This is a genomic window from Turneriella parva DSM 21527, assembly GCF_000266885.1.
GTDB classification, from domain to species: Bacteria; Spirochaetota; Leptospiria; order Turneriellales; family Turneriellaceae; genus Turneriella; species Turneriella parva.
This window is the reverse complement of record NC_018020.1, coordinates 2,701,253-2,721,206: the sequence shown is the minus strand read 5'-3', so window position 1 is coordinate 2,721,206 and position 19,954 is coordinate 2,701,253. Positions and strand designations below refer to the sequence as shown.

At 54.8% G+C, this 19,954-nt stretch carries 22 protein-coding genes; 11 read left to right on the top strand and 11 right to left on the bottom strand.

Features of this window, described 5'->3' with window-relative positions; translation table 11 throughout:
- The first annotated feature begins 35 nt into the window (after positions 1-35).
- Positions 36-1,619 carry a LamG domain-containing protein gene (locus tag TURPA_RS13115; protein WP_041948514.1) on the top strand — a complete coding sequence of 528 codons (1,584 nt, stop codon included), beginning with the start codon at positions 36-38 and terminating at the stop codon, positions 1,617-1,619.
- Positions 1,620-1,642: 23 nt separating this feature from the next.
- On the opposite strand, the gene TURPA_RS13110 is transcribed toward TURPA_RS13115, so the two are convergent.
- The gene (locus tag TURPA_RS13110; RefSeq protein WP_014803788.1) at positions 1,643-2,494 is read right to left on the bottom strand and encodes a hypothetical protein; all 852 of its coding nucleotides are present in this window, start codon (positions 2,492-2,494) and stop codon (positions 1,643-1,645) included.
- Positions 2,495-2,676: 182 nt separating this feature from the next.
- Between TURPA_RS13110 and TURPA_RS13105 the strand changes: the two genes are divergently transcribed.
- The gene (locus TURPA_RS13105; protein WP_014803787.1) at positions 2,677-3,327 is read left to right on the top strand and encodes a thiamine phosphate synthase; all 651 of its coding nucleotides are present in this window, start codon (positions 2,677-2,679) and stop codon (positions 3,325-3,327) included.
- Here the strand turns inward: TURPA_RS13105 and TURPA_RS13100 are convergent.
- From TURPA_RS13100 to lptC, 3 genes are read right to left on the bottom strand one after another with little or no spacing between them, the layout of a single operon-like run.
- Positions 3,324-4,004 (bottom strand): type 1 glutamine amidotransferase, encoded by a 681-nt coding sequence (locus TURPA_RS13100; protein WP_014803786.1) that lies wholly within the window; start codon positions 4,002-4,004, stop codon positions 3,324-3,326. The two genes, TURPA_RS13105 and TURPA_RS13100, sit on opposite strands and share 4 nt — an antisense overlap.
- A gap of 43 nt (positions 4,005-4,047) precedes the next feature.
- Positions 4,048-5,652: a murein biosynthesis integral membrane protein MurJ gene (gene murJ, locus TURPA_RS13095; RefSeq protein ID WP_014803785.1), complete on the bottom strand. Its 1,605-nt coding sequence runs from the start codon at positions 5,650-5,652 to the stop codon at positions 4,048-4,050.
- A complete protein-coding gene (gene lptC / locus TURPA_RS13090; RefSeq protein ID WP_157210496.1) occupies positions 5,652-6,218 on the bottom strand; it encodes an LPS export ABC transporter periplasmic protein LptC in 567 nt (188 codons plus the stop codon). Before lptC ends, murJ begins: the two co-directional genes overlap by 1 nt.
- A 149-nt stretch (positions 6,219-6,367) precedes the next feature.
- Between lptC and TURPA_RS13085 the strand changes: the two genes are divergently transcribed.
- From TURPA_RS13085 to TURPA_RS13060, 6 genes are read left to right on the top strand one after another with little or no spacing between them, the layout of a single operon-like run.
- Complete coding sequence (locus tag TURPA_RS13085) at positions 6,368-6,856, top strand: hypothetical protein (protein WP_041948513.1); 489 nt, start codon at positions 6,368-6,370, stop codon at positions 6,854-6,856.
- 27 nt (positions 6,857-6,883) lie between these two features.
- Positions 6,884-7,096, top strand: a complete 213-nt coding sequence (locus tag TURPA_RS13080) for a hypothetical protein (RefSeq protein ID WP_041948512.1) — start codon at positions 6,884-6,886, stop codon at positions 7,094-7,096.
- A 34-nt stretch (positions 7,097-7,130) separates the two neighbouring features.
- Positions 7,131-8,129, top strand: coding sequence for an alpha/beta fold hydrolase (locus TURPA_RS21960; protein ID WP_014803782.1), 999 nt, complete (start codon positions 7,131-7,133; stop codon positions 8,127-8,129).
- Positions 8,130-8,176: 47 nt separating this feature from the next.
- Entirely contained in the window at positions 8,177-9,253 is a 1,077-nt protein-coding gene (locus tag TURPA_RS21955) for a glycosyltransferase family 4 protein (RefSeq protein WP_157210495.1), read from the top strand.
- A gap of 21 nt (positions 9,254-9,274) precedes the next feature.
- Positions 9,275-10,207: a glycosyltransferase family 17 protein gene (locus TURPA_RS13065; protein ID WP_014803780.1), complete on the top strand. Its 933-nt coding sequence runs from the start codon at positions 9,275-9,277 to the stop codon at positions 10,205-10,207.
- A 5-nt stretch (positions 10,208-10,212) separates the two neighbouring features.
- Complete coding sequence (locus tag TURPA_RS13060) at positions 10,213-10,569, top strand: antibiotic biosynthesis monooxygenase family protein (RefSeq protein ID WP_014803779.1); 357 nt, start codon at positions 10,213-10,215, stop codon at positions 10,567-10,569.
- Here TURPA_RS13060 and TURPA_RS13055 read toward each other — a convergent pair.
- From TURPA_RS13055 to TURPA_RS21950, 3 genes are read right to left on the bottom strand one after another with little or no spacing between them, the layout of a single operon-like run.
- On the bottom strand, positions 10,535-11,410 hold the full coding sequence (locus TURPA_RS13055; RefSeq protein WP_014803778.1) for a glycosyltransferase family 9 protein: 876 nt from the start codon (positions 11,408-11,410) through the stop codon (positions 10,535-10,537). The two genes, TURPA_RS13060 and TURPA_RS13055, sit on opposite strands and share 35 nt — an antisense overlap.
- Complete coding sequence (locus TURPA_RS13050; protein ID WP_014803777.1) at positions 11,388-12,254, bottom strand: glycosyltransferase; 867 nt, start codon at positions 12,252-12,254, stop codon at positions 11,388-11,390. The genes TURPA_RS13055 and TURPA_RS13050 overlap by 23 nt, the downstream gene beginning before the upstream one ends.
- Positions 12,255-12,256: 2 nt before the next feature.
- Positions 12,257-13,009, bottom strand: coding sequence for a class I SAM-dependent methyltransferase (locus TURPA_RS21950; protein WP_014803776.1), 753 nt, complete (start codon positions 13,007-13,009; stop codon positions 12,257-12,259).
- A 99-nt stretch (positions 13,010-13,108) separates the two neighbouring features.
- Between TURPA_RS21950 and serA the strand changes: the two genes are divergently transcribed.
- Together serA and TURPA_RS13035 are read left to right on the top strand one after the other, a co-directional pair.
- Entirely contained in the window at positions 13,109-14,698 is a 1,590-nt protein-coding gene (serA, locus tag TURPA_RS13040; protein ID WP_014803775.1) for a phosphoglycerate dehydrogenase, read from the top strand.
- Between the two features lie 8 nt (positions 14,699-14,706).
- Positions 14,707-15,783 carry a hypothetical protein gene (locus tag TURPA_RS13035; RefSeq protein ID WP_014803774.1) on the top strand — a complete coding sequence of 359 codons (1,077 nt, stop codon included), beginning with the start codon at positions 14,707-14,709 and terminating at the stop codon, positions 15,781-15,783.
- 18 nt (positions 15,784-15,801) lie between these two features.
- On the opposite strand, the gene TURPA_RS13030 is transcribed toward TURPA_RS13035, so the two are convergent.
- The 4 genes from TURPA_RS13030 to TURPA_RS13015 are packed head-to-tail and all read right to left on the bottom strand — an operon-like array spanning position 15,802 to position 19,213.
- A complete protein-coding gene (locus TURPA_RS13030; RefSeq protein WP_014803773.1) occupies positions 15,802-16,971 on the bottom strand; it encodes an MFS transporter in 1,170 nt (389 codons plus the stop codon).
- Positions 16,968-17,480 carry a 2-C-methyl-D-erythritol 2,4-cyclodiphosphate synthase gene (gene ispF / locus TURPA_RS13025; protein ID WP_014803772.1) on the bottom strand — a complete coding sequence of 171 codons (513 nt, stop codon included), beginning with the start codon at positions 17,478-17,480 and terminating at the stop codon, positions 16,968-16,970. The genes TURPA_RS13030 and ispF overlap by 4 nt, the downstream gene beginning before the upstream one ends.
- Before the next feature lie 54 nt (positions 17,481-17,534).
- Positions 17,535-18,872 carry a tryptophan synthase subunit beta gene (gene trpB / locus TURPA_RS13020; protein WP_014803771.1) on the bottom strand — a complete coding sequence of 446 codons (1,338 nt, stop codon included), beginning with the start codon at positions 18,870-18,872 and terminating at the stop codon, positions 17,535-17,537.
- Between the two features lie 14 nt (positions 18,873-18,886).
- On the bottom strand, positions 18,887-19,213 hold the full coding sequence (locus TURPA_RS13015) for an STAS domain-containing protein (RefSeq protein ID WP_014803770.1): 327 nt from the start codon (positions 19,211-19,213) through the stop codon (positions 18,887-18,889).
- A gap of 162 nt (positions 19,214-19,375) precedes the next feature.
- Here TURPA_RS13015 and TURPA_RS21945 point away from each other — a divergent pair, with 162 nt between their 5' ends.
- On the top strand, positions 19,376-19,939 hold the full coding sequence (locus tag TURPA_RS21945) for a ribosome assembly cofactor RimP (RefSeq protein WP_053332192.1): 564 nt from the start codon (positions 19,376-19,378) through the stop codon (positions 19,937-19,939).
- The last annotated feature ends 15 nt before the right edge of the window (positions 19,940-19,954 follow it).

Below are 19,954 nucleotides of genomic sequence, written 5' to 3'. Positions count from 1 at the left end.
TTGGCAATCTGTATATAGACACCCAAGCTGGCCCTATGTCGAAGAAACTGCGCAACACCAGCATGTGGGTACTTGCCGCCCTCTTAGGGCTGCTCGCCGCCAACTGCTCAAAGCCCGTGCCAGGCGAGAAAGAGATGCTGGGCAAAATCAAGGGCAAGGCAAGCCTACGCCTCGCCGACGGGTCGACAATTTCACAGCCGGGTACTGACGAATATAGCCCATATCTGGTTAAACTGAGTGACGGATATCTGGCACTGGTTTTTGGTTCGAACCAGGGTGGATTGCATGACTTATACGTTGCGAAATCGACAACTGCCTTTGACGGCGAGTTCTTACCTTTCTTTAACACGCCGCAAAAAATCACCAGCGGAATAGGCGCGGGTTCAAAAATCTCATTCGCAGCGAAGGCCTCAGGGACAAATGTGGTCGTCTACGTGAATTATACGGGTATAAGCTCCGCGACAGTCGACCCCACAAACCCCGGTTCGTCATCTTTATCACCAATTACAAATAACACTGCCACCGTTGGCCACACAATCATTGGCATCTCAGGCGATGGAAATAAACTATTTTCAACGGACGGATCGGGCATCGGGCATTCATTTGACCCTGGTGGTGCAAATGTCACGCCGTTCGGCTACGGTATGGATAATGCAACGTCAGCAACGCAGGTCAGGCAAGAAAATTCGGGTTACGAAGACGCAATTATTGGGGTCTTTTACGGTTCGACATTTGCTGCCGCTGGTCAGCAATACTTCGGCCCGATTTTTGACCTCGACACATCGCTTGCATTCAGTGGCCTTTCCATTACTAGCATGTCAACGTTCAACGCCGACAGCGCCGCAAATGATCTAGTGCTATTTTCTGCGTTCGATTTTTTCGATGGGTTCACCGAAGATCTTTATGTCATCACCAGCCACACTTCGAAAGATTTGTGGGATTCAGCCGGGTTTCTTGGCTTAGACTTTTCTGCTGCGTTGGCCCCACCACCAGACCACTGGTTCGACATGTTTGCACCGGCGACGTCTTGCCCAAATCTCGGTTTTTCTATGACACCTTGGAGTGCAATCTGCACAGCTATTGGTGATTCAAGCACGGGCTCTTACGACGGCACCGAGGCTGGTGAATTCGACGGCTCAACATCGAACATGACTATCTTGGGCCAAGATCCGGGTAATTTTTTCACGATTGCCGCCTGGGTGAATATCACCAGTGTTACCGCCTGTAGTACCAGTTGCGTTATCGTCGCCAACTCGGGGCTTGGTGCCAGCACAGATGGCTTTCGACTTTATGTCGATGCGACCGGCGCAGTGAATTTCGAAACCGGAAATGGGACGCTCAGCTTGGCGATTTCTACCCCTGGAGGCCTGATATCAGATGTCACCTGGAACCACGTGATGATCAGCGTCGATCGCCTCAGCGGTTTGGCGACGCTTTATGTCAATGGCTTTGAAGAAGGCACTACAAACGCAATTCGAACAGATTTCAATACAAACGCAACGCTCACGTTCGGTGCACCCGACGGTGGTGCGAATCCGATTACAGGATTGATGGATGAAATCAAGATATATAATTTTCCGGTTGATGCTACCTTGGCTCAGCTAATCTACTACGAATAAAGCTCCTTCACTCAATATTCGACTTACCCCGCAGCATACTCACATCTGAGCCGCTGCGGGGCTCTTTTGGGCTCGACACGGGCAGAGGCTGAGCGCGCGCCGGCAGACGGCTTCGAAAGGGATAAATCCACCTCACTGAACTTACCGTCTTCGTCGATGTAGCAGCGTATCGTGTCATCTTTGTAACCGATGCCGAGAAAGCCGTCGCGCGCGGCGATAGAGAGCCGCAGATCGGCGTGAAAGCCCGTTGCCCACTGCCATTCGGCGATCGGCCACAGCTCATAACTAAACCCCTGCTTCCATTTGCCTGCGCTGAAATAGTTGTGCCCCGATTCGCGAAATTCGAGTGGCTGCCGGTAGCTGATAACGAGGGTGTTCTCGCCCTCGGCAAGATCTAAAGTCTGCAACGCGGTCTGCAGCCGCGCCAGAGACTGCGGACAATGCGGGCACGACTTTTGTTGCGAAGAGAGCGGCGCGGGTTTACTCGTGTAGGTTTTGCCTGCGAGCTGCCACGAGATTTCAGATGTTCCCGAATAGACGAAGGCAAGCTGCACGCTCAACGCCTGCGAACGAATGCGGTATGTGACGCGCGCTGAGCATGCTGCGTCGGCAAAGAATGTCAGGTTGACGCCGCCCGTGTATGCGGCCGGGCAATCGAATTCGAGGCTCTCAGAGAGCACTTCCATTTTCGCGGCAGAGACCGATTTGAGCGCGCTCGCGCCGCGTTTGATCATGACTGGGGCGCGCATATTGGCGTACAGGGGTAGCGCCAGAAGAAGAATCAAAAATATTTTTCGCATCATACATCCTTTGGGCAGATTGCAGCTTACCTCGGTCTGGGTACACATGCCGATGGCTTCGAGCACCTCAGCCATCGGCGAGCCTGTTGCAACGAACCATTTGCTTCGAGCGCATCGTAAAAACGAGACCACGCCGCAACGAACGGCTTATTTTGTGCGCTAAGCGGTCGCTGAGGCGCTCGAAGCGAACGCCCTTGCGACCAGCCACCTAAGTGCTTTGCAACCTGCCTCTCTCTGGTATTTCACCAGACATCCATATGCACGCAAGCGGTATTTTATCCGATCAATATCACCTCTACCTTATCTGCGACGGTGAAACCTGCGCAAAGCACGGTCTGACTACCGCTGATTTTGTCACCGGCGCAACCAAAGGGGGATGCAGAACGATACAATACCGGCATAAGGGTATTTCGGCGCGCGAGTACGAAACGAATCTTTTGCCGCTGATAGACATATGCCGCAGCGCTGGCACGAGCCTTGTGGTCAATGACCATGCTGGGCTCGCAGAAAAGTATGCACTGCCGCTGCATCTGGGGCAAGAAGATGCGCTGCCTTCTGGGCTGACCGTGCCTTACGGCAGATCGACGCACGGTTTTGCCGAACTCGCCCTCGCGCTCAAAGCCAAACCAGCGCCTGCGTACATTGCGCTCGGCACCATGTTCCCCAGCCCGACCAAGCCTGATGTCGCGACCAACCGGCACGTGGTCGGCGAATATCTGACGCGCACGTCGTTACCGCTGGTTCTGATCGGCGGCATTACGCTCGATAATGTTCACGAGCTGCCCAAACACGAACGTGTTTACTTTGCTGTAATTGGTGATGCGTTTCGGTTCGGGGCTAGGAAAGAGGGCATTGAGAAGTTCGTGCGCCTTTTTGCCCATGAATTAATTCATGGGCAAAAAGGCTAAGACCATTCGCGTTGCCAAGTATTCAACAGAGCGAACAAATTCGTCTTGAGAGACACAAACGGCATATCAGCCGAGGGTGGTACGAGTTTATCCATATTCTCGAATTTGTGGCGCAGGCCCTCGTACCACATTGTATACCATTCCAGTGAAAGTTCGTTGTGAAACTGCAGGCCGAGAGCCTGCTTGTAGGTGAAACCCTGGTTTGCGACAAGCTTGCCGCTGAACAGGTGAGCGGCACCTGCCGGGAGCGTAAAGTTTTCGCCATGCCATTGAAAGACATCCCAATCTTCGACCGCCAGCTTTCCAGAGGCAAAGAATGGGTGCGCCGATACCGGCGAGACGCGGTCAAACCCGAGTTCAAAGGCAGATTGCGCAACTGTGCCACCGGCCACCTTTGCAATTGCCTGTGCGCCGAGGCAAACACCTAAGACCGGCCTCTTCGCCTGCACGAAATCAGCGGTCAGCGCAAGTGACGTCTGCATGAGCTCACTGTCGTCATTGACCGACATGGGCCCACCCATTGACACGAGCGCGTCGTATGCCATGAGCGCATTCGACGGTGGGCGCTGCTTTGCGAATAGGTTCACATAGAAATGCGAGTGTCCGTTTAGTTTCAGCCATTCGGCAATAGTGCCGAGACCTTCTTCTTCTTGATGGCGAAGCACGATAAAACGCATGAGGATTCTTACTTGGCACGCCCGTTGGCGTGCCAAGTAAGAATTAGAATGGCAGACGTCGCCGCAGTCTGGTCAAAAATTCCGTCAGCACATGCGCCTCGGCTATGTGCGCCACGCGCGCAAGAGCTACGTATGCCGCCATAGCCACAGGTATCGCCACTGCGAGTTGCAACAAAGCCCGCTCGGGAAAGACATACTGGCGCAGCGCCACGAGCAAACCTGCGAATACCAGGTTCACGGCAAAAATACGCGCCAGGTCTTGCAATAGCGTAATGGGGGAGCGCAGAACCTTGCCCCGCAGCAAAACGACGATGTAAATGAGAACTCCACACCATGCTGCAATGGCCGAGCCTGCAGCAAGACCGCCGTGCAGCATCGACTGCATGAGAAAGAGACTTAAAGCGAAATTCATGACAAGCGCAACGGCCGTGATGATCGCGGGGGTATGTGTGTTCATGCGCGCATAGAGCGAAATAGTGAAAAGTTTCTGCAGCGAATACGCGAGAATGCCAGGGGCATAACACATCAGCGCGAGCGCCGTGACTTCGGTCGATCGACCGGTGAAAGCGCCACGCTGAAAGATGACACGCACAATCGGCTCGCTGAAAACCATCAGACCGGCGACCGCGGGCAATAGAAAGAAGAAGTTAAGCCTCACCGAGTAGGCAAGGCTGCCTGAGAACGTCTCGCCTGTTGCATCAGTTTGGTAAATTTTCGAAAGCTGTGGCAGGCTGGCTGTCGCAACCGCGACGCCGAAAACACCGATCGGCAGCTGAATCAGGCGATGCGAATAGGTGAGCGCAGAGATCGCTTCAGGCACGCGGTCGCTGAGCGACGTCGCGAGATACACGTCGATGAGCTGGCCAACTTCTTGCATCGACGCTGCAAAAACTGCCGGTAGCATCATCGAGCCCAGAGCCTTTAACGCTCCGTGCTTCAGCGAAAAACTGTAACGCGGTGCCAGGCCGCGGCGGTGAACGGTATAGATCTGAAAGGCCACCTGAGCGACTGCCGCCGCGAGGGTCGCGATTGAAAATACGTAGACAGAAGTCACGTCGAAGGCGCCATGCGTCAGGCGCACCCAAGCGGCATAAGCGCCGAAAAACACCAAAATAACAATATTCAACAGCGCCGGGCCAAAGCTCGCTGCCCAGAATATCTTGTGAGAATATTGTATGCCCATGTAGAGCGATGCGACGCTCATCATCACGAGATAAGGGAAAAGCAACTGGCTGAGGTTTATCGTGAGTTGCAGCTGGTCGGCCGGCATGTGTTCGCTCGCAAGCAAGAGCGGCATAAGATAGGGCAGCGCAAAGATCACCACGCAGGTAACCAGCGTCATGGTAATCGCAACAAACACAATCACGACGCCTGCAGCCTCGCGCGCCTTATTCTCACCCTCGGCCGCGTAGCGGTTGTAGAGCGGCACGAATGCCTGCGACAGCGCACCTTCGGCAACCAGGTTGCGCAGCATGTTGTTGAGGCGAAAGGCAATATCAAAGGCAACAGACAGCGGCCCGGTACCGAACGCATATGCCTTCAGCATATCGCGCAACAGCCCAAGCACCCGCGACATCGAGGTGAAGAGCGAAAAGATCGAAGAGTTCTTCAGCGTCTCGCGGTTATGCGACTTCTGTTCGAGCGACACTAAAAGCCACCACTGCCCGCACCGACACCGCCCTTAAAAACAGTTCGGCTGAGCGAGCGATCGGTCACAATACCGCGCGTGCCGGTGAGCACGTTGCCAGAACCATCTTGCACCGTGACAGGTACGTTTGAATAAAGCGAGTTTTTGGCTTCGTCCCAGAAAAGCTCTTGCGTTTTGAGCTTTCGGCCATGCGGCGCTTCGACCAGAACGTCGCCGCGAATCGTCATGAAGCGGTTGCCCTGCTCCATCTTGCACTCTTTGGCAGTAATGATCGTCGCCTTGCCGAAGTCTTTCGACTTGCGGTTGGTTTCGAAATATTCAATTCGCAGATCGTAGAGGTGTGTTTCATCTTTCACCTGCACAATATAACCCTGCTGAGCTGCCACGCGGTAGAGCATCGACCCTTTGCGAAAAGCCTCAGCAGTGAAATTTCTGAGCGTGGCATCGGCGCCGCGCACAAGATCGCTGTGCGCCAGTTCTGGTACAAACTTTGATTCGCCCCGGCAAGCCAGGGCAGCACCGACGACGCACGATAAAAGAAAGAGGTGTATATGACGAAGTCTCACAGCGGCTGGCACCGATAAACATATCTCGCGCGCCGGGTAAACAGAAATGCAATCGCAAAATTACAGTGACCTTCGGTTCCGCAAGCAGAGGCGAAGCCTGCGTGGCTGAAAATAGTTGGCAGGCTTCGTCGCAGACGCCCCTTGCCCTCATGAAACGCATCTTGGCGCTGCTCGCTGCTCTCTGCCTTACGGCAACGCTCATAGCTGCCGGCACGAAGAAATACCGGGGTGCCTGGTTCGAAGTGCACTACCCCGCCGGTTTCAAGATACAGAATTCAATACAATCGAGTGGCATGCCGCATGAATTTGACAGCGCCTTTTTCGTCTCGCCCGATGGCCTGGTGAAATTCTACATCTTCTCACCGCAATGGGCAGGCGAGACGCCCGATATCGCCGTCAAACCCGAACTCGAAACAGAAAAAACTGAAAAGACCGAAACTACCGGTGGCTTCAAAAAGCGCTGGTACACGATTTCGCCACGAAAGCAAGGCTTCACCCGGTCGTATGTCGAGACAACCAATGAAGACGGTACAATCCGTTGGGTGATCGGGATAGAGTATGCAGATAAAAAGGCTTATGAAAAATATCAATCCTCATATCTCGCGTTCAAGAAGTCGCTGAAGCAGTTTGCGGATTGAACGGGCTTTCGCCCGCTTTCCCGAATTTTGCCATTTAGCCCTGCCAGTGATGAGACCTTTACCCAGGCGCGTGGAATTTCGTGGGCCCAAAATCTGATTTGCATATCGGGCACGACGGAAAATTCGCAAGCCTCGCAATTTTCTGCGAAAATTGCTGCTAAAGCGGCGAAACGCCTGCTTGCGAATTTCCCGAGCCCACAAAAATCACGCGCCATTGGTGAACAAATGTTCAAATTTTAACTTTGCAGACTGAACACCAAAAAGACGGTGGGTAATGGCATTGGCGCAGACTTTACCCTCACCCGATTCGGCACTGGTTGATTTCGATTTTCTGCTGCAGACGCTCTATACGAAACTTTTGCCAGAGAGCCTGCGCTGGAACCTAGGCGAAAATCTCTACAACACCTATATCGGCGTGCGCCGCAAAGCGACGGGGGCACGGCTGGGCAGCGCTTTTTTGGGAGATATCACCGTCAAATATCTCGAATGGGGGCGACCGCAACTGCCGAAGCTTCTGTTGCTGCACGGGTTTGCCGACAGCAAAGACGGCGTTCTGCCATACGCCCATGCCCTTTCGAAAAGGTTTCACGTCATCGCACCCGACCTACCGGGCTTCGGCGACAGCGAAAAGCCAGCGCGTGTCACCTACAGCCTCGACCAGTTTGAAACCTGGGTGACGCGTTTTGCCGACAAAATGCACTTTGACCGGTTTGTGCTCGCAGGGCATTCGCTCGGGGGCGCCATTGCCGCTGAACTTTCGGGCAAGATTCCGGGGCGGGTGCAGCGGCTGATTCTCATTTCTGCTGCGGGCCTCGTGCCCACGAATGACGGCGATAATATTTATGAGCGCATTCTCAACGGCCACAACCCGTTCGAAGTTTCTTCGTATGAAGACTTTCGTGACTTCTTCAATCTGATTTTCTCTGACCCGCACAAGGCCCCGCTTCCGGTGAAGAACTATCTCTACATGAAGTTCGCGGCGAACCGCAAATGGTACCATAAGATATTTCTCGATATGATGGGTGATATTTCGAGCGAAGAATACATCGAAATGCGAAAGCAAGAACAGATCAAGAAGTTTGAGGCAATTCGCACGCCGACGCTGGTTGTCTGGGGCAACTACGACGGTTTTTTTCCCGAATCGATCGGCAGCTGGATGCACCGCACGATTCGCGACTCGCGCTATGCGCTCATCGACGGGGCCGCCCACATGGCACCGATGGAGCAGTCTGAGAAACTGGCTAAGTTGACGTTGTCCTTTCTGAATAGCTGATACCGATGGAGTGCTTTGCACTCCATCGGTATCAGAAAAAACACCCTGTGCTCGTCTACTGGGACGCCAACGCGCTCGCATCGGAACACGCTACCGGCATTGTTGTCTACGGCGCGAACCTCTTGCGCGCGCTGCAGCAATACGACGACCTCGAATTCACGGGACTCATTAAGCTCAGCCGGCTCAAGCGGCGCCATTTCATCAAACGCCATGCGGATCTTAAAATCAAGACTTACATTCCTCCGTTCAGCGACTGGTGCCTCAGCCGCAAGGCGGTCTACCACGGCATCGATTTTAAAGTTCCCAACACACGCCGCCTGCCACGCGTCGTGACCGTGCATGACCTGAGTGTTTTCGAAACCGGCCTCAGCGACCCGCGCTTTCAGCAGCGCGGCATGGACAATAACCGCTACCTGATCAACAAACTGAGGCCTGAACGGATAATCGTGCCGACAGAATTCGGGCGCGAGCATATGCTTCAATTTTTTCCCGAAGCGCATGACCGCATCAGGGTTATACCACACGGAGCTGACCAGGTGCTGCAGCTTGCAGACACCCCGGCACAAAAGCTTCCCGGCAATCTTGAGCCGGGAAATTTTATCCTCTGCCCCGGTTCGGTCGAAGAAAGAAAAAATGGGGTGAGACTGATTGAAGCCTTTGAAAATGCGCGCGGTGCAAGTTCACAATTGCTGGTATTCGCGGGGGGCCAGGGCTTTAACCATGAAGCCGTTTATGCACGTGCGAAGGTATCACTGGCACGCGACCGCATTTTTTTTCTACGCGGCTTAAGCTCGGCTCAGCTTGTTGCGCTCTATAAGAACGCACTCTTCACAATTTACCCTTCGGTGTTTGAAGGTTTTGGCCTGCCGATCGTCGAAGCCTTCGCGCTAGGCAGTCCCCTGATCACCAGCAATATTGGTGCGATGGCCGAAGTTGCGGGGGCGGCCGCGCTGACCGTTGACCCGTATTCGGTTGCCGCGATGCGCAGTGCGATCGACACTCTCGCGACAAACTCTGAACTATGCCGCTCGCTCTCGGAAAAAGGGAAACTCCGCGCAGCGCAATTCACCTGGCAAAAAGCAGCAGCGGCCACGCGAGATGTTTACCTGGAACTTGCAGCCTGATGACCGTACTGAGGCAAATGCATGAGCAATAAAAGAACACCGCGCGTGTACGATATGTTCCCGTTTTTTAACGAACTCGAACTGCTCGAGATACGCCTGAACGAGCTCGATCCGGTTGTGGATATTTTTATTCTCGCCGAAGCGCGGCATACCTTCCAGAAAAAACCGAAGGATCTTATTTTCGAACAGAATAAAGAGCGCTTTACAAAGTTTTTGCCCAAGATCAGGCATGTGGTTGTCGACGAACTGCCAGGTTTCTTCTACAAGTGGCGTCGACCCGATGCCTGGGTAGTGAGCGACTACCAGAAGGGCCAGGTTGTGCGTGGCCTCTACGATGCTGGCCCGGGTGACACGGTGATCTTTTCAGATGTCGATGAAATACCCAAAGCGGCGGCGGTGCGTGAAGCCGCAGGCAAACCCGGTGTCACTGTGTTTGAGCAGCGCCTCTATGCGTATTATCTGAACAACATCTGCACCGACTACGACACGCACGGCATCGAGTGCGTCGCGCAGTACAATGCCCATGGCCTCGGCTGGTGGCGCGGTTCGGTGATGCTGGATTTTAACAGTTTCTGCGAGATTGGTAAATCGATCAAGAAGATGCGCCTGCTGCACGACCTGCCAGAATCCAGGGTACAGGGGACAGCAGGTCCCGTGGTCACGCGGCCGCACGCAGGCGGCTTGAGTGTGACAGTTGCGCGCGATGCCGGCTGGCATTTCACCTCGATCGGTGACGTAGAACGCATCGCGCTCAAGCTCGAATCGTACGAACATTCTGAGGCCAACACAGACGAGAATAAGAACCCGGCCTCGATGCGCCAGCGAATCAAAGCGGGCAAGAGCATCTTTTTGGATAACAAGAGTATGCACAAGCTTGTGCCCCTCGACCAGACATTTCCTCAATACCTGGTCGAGAATCGGGAAAGGTTCGCGCACGTACTGGCGACGCCTTAAGAATCATGGATCGTTTCGCGCAGACGCCAGAACCTCCGTATTTCGCGGTTATTTTCTCAAACCAGCACAGCGATCAGCTCGCAGAATACGAACAGGTTGCCCGCCGCATGCTTGAACTGGCAACAACGATGGATGGCTTTCTGGGCGTTGAATCCACCCGCGATGCGTCGGGATTTGGCATTACGGTTTCTTACTGGCGCGACGAAGAAGCCATCGCGGCCTGGAAGTCGCATGCTGAACATGCGGTGGCGCGGCTGCGGGGTCGCACCGAGTGGTACAAAAACTTTCACCTGCGCGTGGCGAAAGTAGAACGCGCGTATTCGCTGGCTAACGCAGAAACAGGCGCTCGTAAGCTGCTGTAACCTCTTCAACGCTGGTCGATTTTTCTGTGAAGAATTGCGTGTGGTCTGCCTTCTCAGGCCGGTACAGGCGTATATTCTGCGGAAAGGTGAACCAGAGTGAAATGATCGGCTTGCCCGAATACGCGGTGACTTCCCAGCACCAGGAGTTTGTACCGATCAAACCTTTGACTCGGGTCAGCAATGCAATCGTCGTGCGCAATGGCAGGCCCTGCGCCGAAATGATATTTTGACCGTCTACCTTCAAGCCGTACTCCTCGCCCTCGGCGCCGAACAGCAGCAGGCGCTCACCTTTGCGCTGCAGGTAATCGACCAGCGCATGCCATTTTTCCTGCGGCCAGTAACGTTTTTCGTCAAACGCGCCAGCATTGCCGCGCGTGGTGATCGGGTGAATGCCGAGCGCTTCGCCTGCTTTCAGGTTGTTTCTGCGCAAAAACTCATCGGCTGCTGCATGGTCTTCGGGAAATAGTTCGGGCATAAAGGGTTGCTGTAGCGGGTAGCGCAACGGGTACTCGTCGGGAGTCCAGCTTTCAACGATGTCACCGGGCACCGCGATGCTGCGGATCTTTTTCAAAACCTTTTTTTCGAGCCGCGGCGACTGCCGGTCGTAGCCGTAGAGCAGCCTCACGCCATAAACGCGGCGGTCGGGTAGCAGCAGCTCGGCGATCATTTCCGGTATCTTACGAAATCCGCCGACGTGAAAATAGACGCGCGCATTTGGGTGCAGCTTCAACAGGCTGTCGAGGCGCGCGAGGTAGGCCAGCGTGTCACCGATGCCGCAGCGAATGAGAATATGAATGTCGATCTTGTCGCGCTCGACCTCAGGCTTTGTGAATAATGACATCGCTCGTGTTCTCCTTGCTGCCTGCAATCCCCTGGTTGCAGTATTGGTAATCGTTTCCGGGGATCAAAACCTTGTAATAATTCTCGACGGCAACCGGGTCGGGGCTCAGCATCTTGTGGTACAGGTGGTACTGTAACGCAATCGAGCGTGACCCAGAAATTTCAGCACCACTGTTGCGCGCGCGCACGAATAGGTCGCCGTCTTCACCCCAGTAGTGCTTATACTCTTCATTGTAACCGTTGATTTTCCTCAGCAGAGTATTGCTGATCGAAAAATTCGAACCCAGAAGATCGGGCACTTTGTCGCGCCCGAGCAAGCGACGCAGCCACGGCGTCGAGATGCGCACTGCGCGATTGGGGTCTTCGACATCTTTTTTCAGCGCAGCCTTGACCAGCCGCCATGGTAAACCATGGTTCAACTGAGTGGCATTTTCTTCTGTATAGGTCAGTGTCACTGCAGGGCCGAGGTTAACCCGGCGCCCCATGAACAGCAAATTGTCAGACGCGTCGTGCTGCCTGACATGGTCTTCGACGAAGCGGCGGTGCGCCACCGTGTCATGGTCGACGTTAACAACAACGGGAAACTCGGCCGGGTCAAGCGTGCGCCACACATGGTTCACAATCTGCGCCTTACGGTAGCCGACATCGGGGTGCCAGAAGTGCGTAATAGGCTGCGGTAGAATCTTTCGATACTGATCTATCTTTGCCTTCGTGTCTGGCTTCGATCCGTCATCGGCGATAAAAATTGCGAAGTTTTTGTAGGATTGATTCTTGTAAGAAGCCAGGCAAATACCCAAAAACGCCGGATTATTATAGGTAACTATGACGACCGCTGCCCGTTTCATGGTCACAACCGCTTACGGCCAACGACGACAAATGAATCGGTACGATCGATCACGCGTTCATCGCAATAAACAATTTCTAGGCCAAGGTATTCGAGTGCTTCTTTAATGTCGGCGGCAATCCAAACGTGGTGGTGAATCGAACCTGTGCGCGCAAGGTCGGCTGTGGGTACATGCCGGTAATGCTCAGGTATGCCCCCGGCCTTCGTGACGTTCTGAATCCACTCTTCTACGTGCGTGGTATCATCGTCGGGGATATTCTTCTGGAAATCTTCGATTAGATGCGCAAGCGGCGTTCGCTCTCGCAAGCGGTCGTTCGTGCGCTCTTTGTGCGGCAGAAAGAGAATCAGGTGTCCGCCGGGCCGCAGAACGCGATTCCATTCGGTGAGCGCACGCAGTGCATTGCCAATATGCTCGAGTGTATGCTCGCTGAGCACGAAGTCAAATGTTTCATCGGCAAAAGGGATCGCCGCCGCGGGGAAATAGGTCTGCGCAATCGACCGGTGATTGCCATGCGATTCATAGCCGTCGGCGAGCAGGGTTCGCGAAACGGGCGCAATCGTGCGCGCACCGACGCCGATTTCGAGTCCCTTACCATAAGGAGGGGATGAATATCGGGTCACCAGCGATCGACTGAATGGCCGGCGTAGGTGTTTCTGAAATTGCTTGTAAATGGCCTTTGCACCCCGCTCTCGCCAGAGGCCCTTGAAGTAGAACCAATATTCAAACCGGGGAAATTTAAAGTCATTTAGTTGCATCGGAATTTTGCGGCCACCCAAGCTCCGGGCATGCCCGGAGCTTGGGTGGCCTATTTTATTTACGCCACGTCGCAAAGCACATTTAGGGTGGGTTACCTTATGGCAAAGCCTAAAATTCTCATCTCTGACAACCTCGACCAGGACGGCGTCGACATACTCAAGGCCTCAGGCCTCTTCGAGATCGATTACCGCAAGAAGACCAGCCGCGAAGAGCTCGAAGCCGTGATACCCGAAGTCGAAGGTCTCATCATTCGCTCGGCGAGCAAAGTCGACAAGGCCCTAATCGAAAAGGCATCTAAGCTAAAGGTTGTCATTCGCGCGGGTGTCGGTGTCGACAACATCGATATTCCGGCGTGCTCACAGAAGGGCATCGTCGTCATGAACGCCCCGGCGGGAAATTCAATTTCGACCGCCGAACAGGCAATCGCGCTCATGTTCGCACTAGCTCGCAAGGTGCCTCAGGCGCATGCGTCGATGAAAGATAAGAAATGGGAAAAATCAAAGTTTCAGGGTTCGCAGCTCACAGGCAAAACGCTCGGCGTCATTGGCCTCGGCCGCATCGGCAAAGAAGTGGTGAAACGCGGTAAAGGTCTGCAGATGCAGGTTCTCGGTTTCGACCCCTATATTCCGAGTGAGCACCTGACCTCGCTCGAAATTGACCTGGTGCCTATCGACACGATTCTCAAACAGGCGGATTTCATAACCGTACACACCCCGCTCACTGATGCGACCCGGGGGCTGGTTAACGAAAAAAATCTTTCGCTGCTCAAGCCAGGTGTGCGCCTCATCAACTGCGCGCGCGGCGGCATCTACGACGAAGCGGCGATCGCCAAAGGTGTCAAAGAAGGCATCATCGGTGGCGCAGGTCTCGACGTCTTCGTCGAAGAACCACTGCCCGCCACTTCGCCGCTGTATGACCACGAAGATATCGTTCTGACTCCTCACCTCGGGGCATCGACTGACGAAGCGCAGATCGAAGTTGCAAAAGAGACGGCCGAATCCATGGTCGCGTATTTCAAGAACGGTGTCGCACGCAACTCGCTCAACTTTCCCACGATCGACCCCACTTCGATGGACGCACTCGCGCCTTGGTTCGAGCTGTGCGAGCAAGTTGGCTCATTTGTCGGCCAGGTGATGAAAAGCCCCATAAAAGATATCGAGATTTCGTATCGCGGCGGCTTCACAGAACTAAATCTGAATCCGCTCGAGATTGCCCTGACAAAAGGTTTGCTCTCGGTCGCGATGGGTGACGAGGTCAATCTCGTGAATGCGCCGCTGCTCGCGAAAGAACGGTCGATGCGCGTTACCGCACGCAAGGTTGAAAAAACCGAAAAAGAAGTTTCGATTCTCGAAATGACGGTTTACGATGAAAAAGAGCGCCTCAGCCTTAAGGCCGCTGTCGGTGCGACCGGTGGGGTGATCACCGAGCTCAACGGCAACGCGATAAAACTGAAACCCGAAGGTTATTTGCTCTATGTTCTGAATACCGACACGCCGGGCGTCGTCGGCAAACTCGGCACGCTGCTCGGCGAACACAACATCAACATCTCGAGCATGGAACTCTCGCGCGGCAAGAAGGGCGGCGAAGCGCGCACTTTTCTGGGCCTCGACGACGAAATATCGAAGTCTCTGCTCGAGACAATTCGGCAGAAAGAATTTATTGTTGAAGCGCGGTTCATCAAAATTTAACCGCAGCTGTGGCCGGCACACAAGAACCAGAACGTTCTTCGAGGCTCGGCCGTTTTTTTCACCGCATCGCCGATTTCTTCGACCGGCTGAGCGGTGAGGGTGCTGCACCGCGGGCCGGCTCGGCGGGTCAGCGCATATCGCATTTTCGAGGGTCAACAACCGAAGTTGACGTTTTCACGTTCGGCATGCTCGCGGTGGGCATTCTTGTTCTCGGCACGGTAATTCACGGCTGGGGTTTCTTTCTATACAGCGCGATTTTTGCTGCAGTTTTTAGCGGCGGCGCCTGGCTGATATTCAAGTCGCGTGGCTTTGAATCTCACGTGCGCAGCGCCCTGCTGTGTCTGGTGCTTGCATTCGCGCTGCCGAGCGCCAGCGCGAGACTCATGCCGCTCGCGGCGTTTGCCATCATCTGCATTGCACTCGTTCTGGTACTTTTAGGCCGATGGCGCACGACAGGCGAAAGCATCAGCGCGGCGGCGGTCATTCTGTTCTGTTTTATGTCATACGATGCGTTCAGCGCCATCATCGAGAACCGGCGCAATGCACTGCTGCAGATCGAAAATTCTGCAGGCATAGACTGCAGCTATCATGGTGGTCGCACGGTCTGCAGCACGGGTGACGTGGCTTTTCACGTGCCCGAATTCTGGCAGAGGGGCAGCGAAAGCAACCTCATCGCCGATCTCGCAAATATTGCCGATCTGCGTGTCTTTGTCGACAGCGCGAGTGAAACCCGAATGGCCTTTGTTGCCTTCAAGGCCATGCCTGCCGAGCTTAACCAGGCGCTCGCGAATTACTTTTATACCCAAAAGGGTTTCTTGCGCAGCCGCGGCCTGAAAGGTGAACCATTGACACTGCAGCAGGTCATGCGCAGCCGTGACGCAGAACTCTATGCACTACATTACACCTCGGCAAAGCGACCCGAATATCTCGGCGAAAAGCAAGAATCGCACGCGCTGATTCTTCTGCACACCCCCAACGCGACACGCCCCACAGGCCGTGACCAGACGTGGCTCTTCATCATCGACGGCCCCGACCTCGCCGGGCGCGAATTTCTGCTGCACCGCATTGTCAGCGGATTCCACTAAAGCCGACCGCCGGGGTGGCTACGCTGCCTTGTTGGTTGGCCGTTGCTTGCCGAGAGAATAACCCGCGACCGCCAGCAAGGCAACCAGCGGAGCCGACCAGAGGTTTAGCACCTGCCAGCCGGCAAAATGGTGTAATGCACCGGTCATCGCAATTGCAGCGGCAGTGCCACCCGCGATGACAAAATCATTGAGTGCCTGCGCGGCGCTCTGGTGCTCAGGTTCGACGAGAGTCGTGAGTAGCTGGCTCGCCGAAACGAACAGAAAGTTCCAGCCGATGCCGAGCAGAATCAGCGCAGACATGAATGTCCAGTAAGAAGGTGGCTGAAAATTGATGAGAATACAGACGCCGTAAAGAATCGCGCCAGAGATCACAATGCGGCGAACGCCGAAGCGGTGAATCAGATGGCCGGTAAAAAAAGAAGGCACGAACATGCCCAGAATGTGCGAACGAATCACCTCGGTCGTCGCTTCAAAGCCGAGATGGTGGTGGTGCATCGCCAGCGGTGTCGCCGTCATGATCATCGCCATCACCACGTAAGCTCCCGCGCCCAGAAAAACCAGCGTCAGAAAACGGCGGCTCTGCAACAGGTGCCCGAGAGAATTTCTGACTGCCGCCGGCTTTGTCGTCGGCGGCCGAAACCTGACGAAGAGCAGCAGAATGAGCGCCAGGGCAAAAAGAGGCAGCAGCAAGAGATATCCCCCTGCGAAGCCATGCTGCGGCACCAGGGTATATCCCCATTTTGAAAGGTAGGGGCCGACGATGGCAGCGACCACGCCACCGGTGAGAACATAAGAGATCGCGCGCGCACGCCACTCGCTGCCAACGAGTTCGACGGCGGCAAAGCGCAGAAAATTGGCAAATGCGAGAGTTGCACCCATCAGCGCGGCCCCACCGATGAACCACGCAAAACTCTGCTCTGTGATGCCGATGACCGTGGCGAATGCTCCGAATGTGCCCACGACGATTGCCCCGACAAAACCCGCCTTACGACCGTAACGTGCCATAATGAGTGACGCGGGTATCGTGATAAGCAGCATCACGCTGATCGAAACCGACGCTGGCCACGTTGAAAGCGATTCATTCTGCGTGAGCGCCAGCGCCACAAGCGAGCCTGTCGTGGTCAGGTGAATATTTGAAGATTGCAGAATCGCCTGCGCAAGCGCGAGCAGAACAATATACGGGCTCATGTTGCGGGTACGAGTAAGACGATTGCCTGGCAGACGACGGCGCGCCCTTCGCCCACGGCATCTTGTTTTTCGTTGGTGCGCCCTTTGACGCTCACCTGCGACTTCGACGCGCCCAGCAAGTCGGCGAGCGATTCTCTGACCACCTCACGCACCGGCGCGATGCGCGGCAGTTCACAAATTACATTGCAGTCGACGTTGCCGATTTTGTAACCGGCGGATTGCATACGTTCTGCCGCAAAGCGCACAAAGTCAGAGCTTTTTCTGTGACGGTTCTGTTCATCTGACGGGGGAAAGTAGTGGCCAATATCTGCATCACCAAGTGCGCCGAGAATCGCATCGGTCACGGCATGCAGCAGCACATCGGCGTCAGAATGCCCGACCAGCGAAAACGCCGCATCGATTTTGACTCCCCCCAACCAAACATGATCGCCCGGCCCGGTTTTGTGTATATCGTAGCCGAGTCCAATGCGACAGGACGTCGCTGGGTTTGACGCTGTCACTGATGACATCTGTGCGGCGAACCGATTTTCATATATGCGGCCGGCGAATAATCGCGCCAGCGATTATTCGCCGGCCGCTACCACTTTCACTGTCGGAACCGTATTGAACTGCGGTGCGGCAGGCGCGTCTTCGGGCAGTTCAGGCTCTTGCGGCAGCGCGAGCAGGCGTTCGACCTCTTGCACGTCTTTGTCGCCGCGACCCGAAAGACAGATCAGAATCAAAGGATTCTTTTTTCCCTGCTTGCGCAGATCGGCGATGTAGTTCTTCGCAGCGGCGACGGCATGCGCCGACTCGAGCGCGGGAATGATGCCCTCTTCTTGCGCCAGCTCTTGAAACGCTTCGAGCGCGGCCTTGTCGCGCACAGCAACGTATTCGGTTCTACCTTGTTTCAAGAGATATGCATGCTCAGGCCCCACACCGGGATAATCAAGACCCGCTGATATCGAATGCACGTCTTGCACCTGGCCATCGGGAGTCTGAATGATGTAGGTCATTGCCCCCTGCAGCACGCCGGGTTTGCCGGCGGTAAGCGAAGCCGAATGGTTACCGGGGGTCAGCGCGCGGCCGCCGGCTTCGGCGCCGATCAGCTGCACCTTCGTGTCTTTCAGAAATCCGTAAAACATGCCGAGCGCATTTGAACCACCGCCGACGCATGAAAATACCGCCTGCGGTAACCTGCCTTCGGCTTTCAAAATCTGCTGGCGCGCTTCACGGCCGATCACCGATTGCAGCGTGCGCACCATTGTCGGGTAAGGGTGCGGACCAATCGCAGAACCGATGAGGTAATACGTGTCATCGACGTTTTTCGCCCAATCGCGCAGCGCTTCATTGACCGCGTCGCGCAGCGTGCCGTGTTCGCCGCCGACTCCAGAAACTGTCGCACCGAGAAGCCGCATGCGAAAGCCATTCAGCGCCTGGCGCCTAAGGTCTTCTGAACCCATATAGACATGCGCGGGAATCTTCATCAGCGCCGCCGCGGTCGCTGTCGCAACACCGTGCTGCCCTGCCCCGGTTTCGGCGATAATGCGCTTCTTTTTCATCTTTTGCGCGAGAAGCGCCTGCCCGAGTGTGTTATTGATCTTGTGCGACCCGGTGTGCAACAGGTCTTCGCGCTTCAGATAAATCTGCGCCTGGTAGCGCTGCGACAAATTCGCCGCGTAGGTCAGAAGCGAAGGGCGCCCGGCATAGTCATTGTATAGCCCGAGCAATTCTTTCTGAAATTTTTTATCGTTGCTGAATTTTTTCCAGGCTGCGCTCAGCTCATCGAGCGCGGGAATCAGCAGGTCAGAGACAAACCTGCCGCCAAATTCGCCAAAATACCCTTCGGGGATTTCAATTTTCTTACTTGCTTCAGCTTTGGGCTTGGCTTTCGCCTTTGCCGGCTTTTTCTTTGCTGCCATAGATCCTCGGTTTGTCAGAAATCTTCTTCGGCTTCTTCGAGCGACGCATAAATCTCGAAGACTTTGTCGAGCATGGTCACCTGCAGAAGGTTGAGTACTCCCGGCTCGGTCACCACAAGCCGTAGTTCGCCGTGGTGGGCACGGCACAATTCAGAAAAACGTGCGAGCACGCCAAGCGCCGAGCTGCTCAGGTGCTCAACGCGGCTCAGATCGGCGATAACCTTGTAAGTGCCTTTGTTTCCCAGGCTTGCCAGATTATCTTCTAATTCATAGACGTCATGCGGCCGAATGGCGCCTGAAAAGGCGAGAATAGCTACGGGGCGATCGGTCGTGGGTTCCATGGTGCGTCGCTGAACGACATTATGTCACATCACGGGTACGGGTCAAGCATATAATGAGGATTTAGCGCAGTTCTGTGCAGTAGTGCGCTTCTGGGCCTGCGCAGCAAACCCGCCAACTAACGATAGGTTTGACAGCATGTCTCTGCGCTTACTTTTGGATAGTTGAAAAGTGGCGAATGCCGCTTTTTTTTTGACATGAATATCGCTGAAATTACAGAACAAAAGGTCACAGAATGCGCGAAGGCTGCGTTGCCGCCAGAACTCGCACTGCACAAGATCGCTTTTTTTCATACAAAAGGCAATACGCGCATTGTAATCGACCTCGATAAAGAATCTGACCCGCATGGTTCAGTTAATATCCGCGATTGCGAGACGTATGCCCGCGCGCTGCGCGACGCGCTCGACGAAATGGAGAAAGCGAGCGGCATTAATCTGAACTATTCGCTCGAGGTCGCTTCAGCCGGCGCAGAACGCGAGCTGAAGTCACTCGCCGAAGTGAAACGCTTCAGCGCCTTGCCGGTCAACGTCACCTTCGTTGCCGAAACGGGCAAAACGCTCTCAGAAATTCTCAAGACCGAACAGATCGAAGGCGAATACGTGACCTTCAACGTCGCCGACTGCAAGGCAAACCGCAAGAAATACACACCCAAAAAACTCAAGAGCCTGCCGACCCACCGGGTAGCATGGCACGATATCAAAAAAATCAGACTGCACCTCGACGTGTAGCAGAAGAACCCAGGA

Coding starts and splice junctions, on each gene's coding strand:
- TURPA_RS13100 (WP_014803786.1), bottom strand. CDS start 4,004: ATGCGTTTTATCGTGCTTCGCCATCAAGAAGAAGAAGGTCTCGGCACT.
- TURPA_RS13030 (WP_014803773.1), bottom strand. CDS start 16,971: ATGAGCCCGTATATTGTTCTGCTCGCGCTTGCGCAGGCGATTCTGCAA.
- TURPA_RS13015 (WP_014803770.1), bottom strand. CDS start 19,213: ATGGAACCCACGACCGATCGCCCCGTAGCTATTCTCGCCTTTTCAGGC.
- TURPA_RS13085 (WP_041948513.1), top strand. CDS start 6,368: ATGAAACGCATCTTGGCGCTGCTCGCTGCTCTCTGCCTTACGGCAACG.
- TURPA_RS13105 (WP_014803787.1), top strand. CDS start 2,677: ATGCACGCAAGCGGTATTTTATCCGATCAATATCACCTCTACCTTATC.
- trpB (WP_014803771.1), bottom strand. CDS start 18,872: ATGGCAGCAAAGAAAAAGCCGGCAAAGGCGAAAGCCAAGCCCAAAGCT.
- TURPA_RS13055 (WP_014803778.1), bottom strand. CDS start 11,410: ATGTCATTATTCACAAAGCCTGAGGTCGAGCGCGACAAGATCGACATT.
- serA (WP_014803775.1), top strand. CDS start 13,109: ATGGCAAAGCCTAAAATTCTCATCTCTGACAACCTCGACCAGGACGGC.
- TURPA_RS13110 (WP_014803788.1), bottom strand. CDS start 2,494: ATGGCTGAGGTGCTCGAAGCCATCGGCATGTGTACCCAGACCGAGGTA.
- TURPA_RS13050 (WP_014803777.1), bottom strand. CDS start 12,254: ATGAAACGGGCAGCGGTCGTCATAGTTACCTATAATAATCCGGCGTTT.
- ispF (WP_014803772.1), bottom strand. CDS start 17,480: ATGTCATCAGTGACAGCGTCAAACCCAGCGACGTCCTGTCGCATTGGA.
- TURPA_RS13060 (WP_014803779.1), top strand. CDS start 10,213: ATGGATCGTTTCGCGCAGACGCCAGAACCTCCGTATTTCGCGGTTATT.
- TURPA_RS13065 (WP_014803780.1), top strand. CDS start 9,275: ATGAGCAATAAAAGAACACCGCGCGTGTACGATATGTTCCCGTTTTTT.
- TURPA_RS21960 (WP_014803782.1), top strand. CDS start 7,131: ATGGCATTGGCGCAGACTTTACCCTCACCCGATTCGGCACTGGTTGAT.
- TURPA_RS13115 (WP_041948514.1), top strand. CDS start 36: ATGTCGAAGAAACTGCGCAACACCAGCATGTGGGTACTTGCCGCCCTC.
- TURPA_RS21950 (WP_014803776.1), bottom strand. CDS start 13,009: ATGCAACTAAATGACTTTAAATTTCCCCGGTTTGAATATTGGTTCTAC.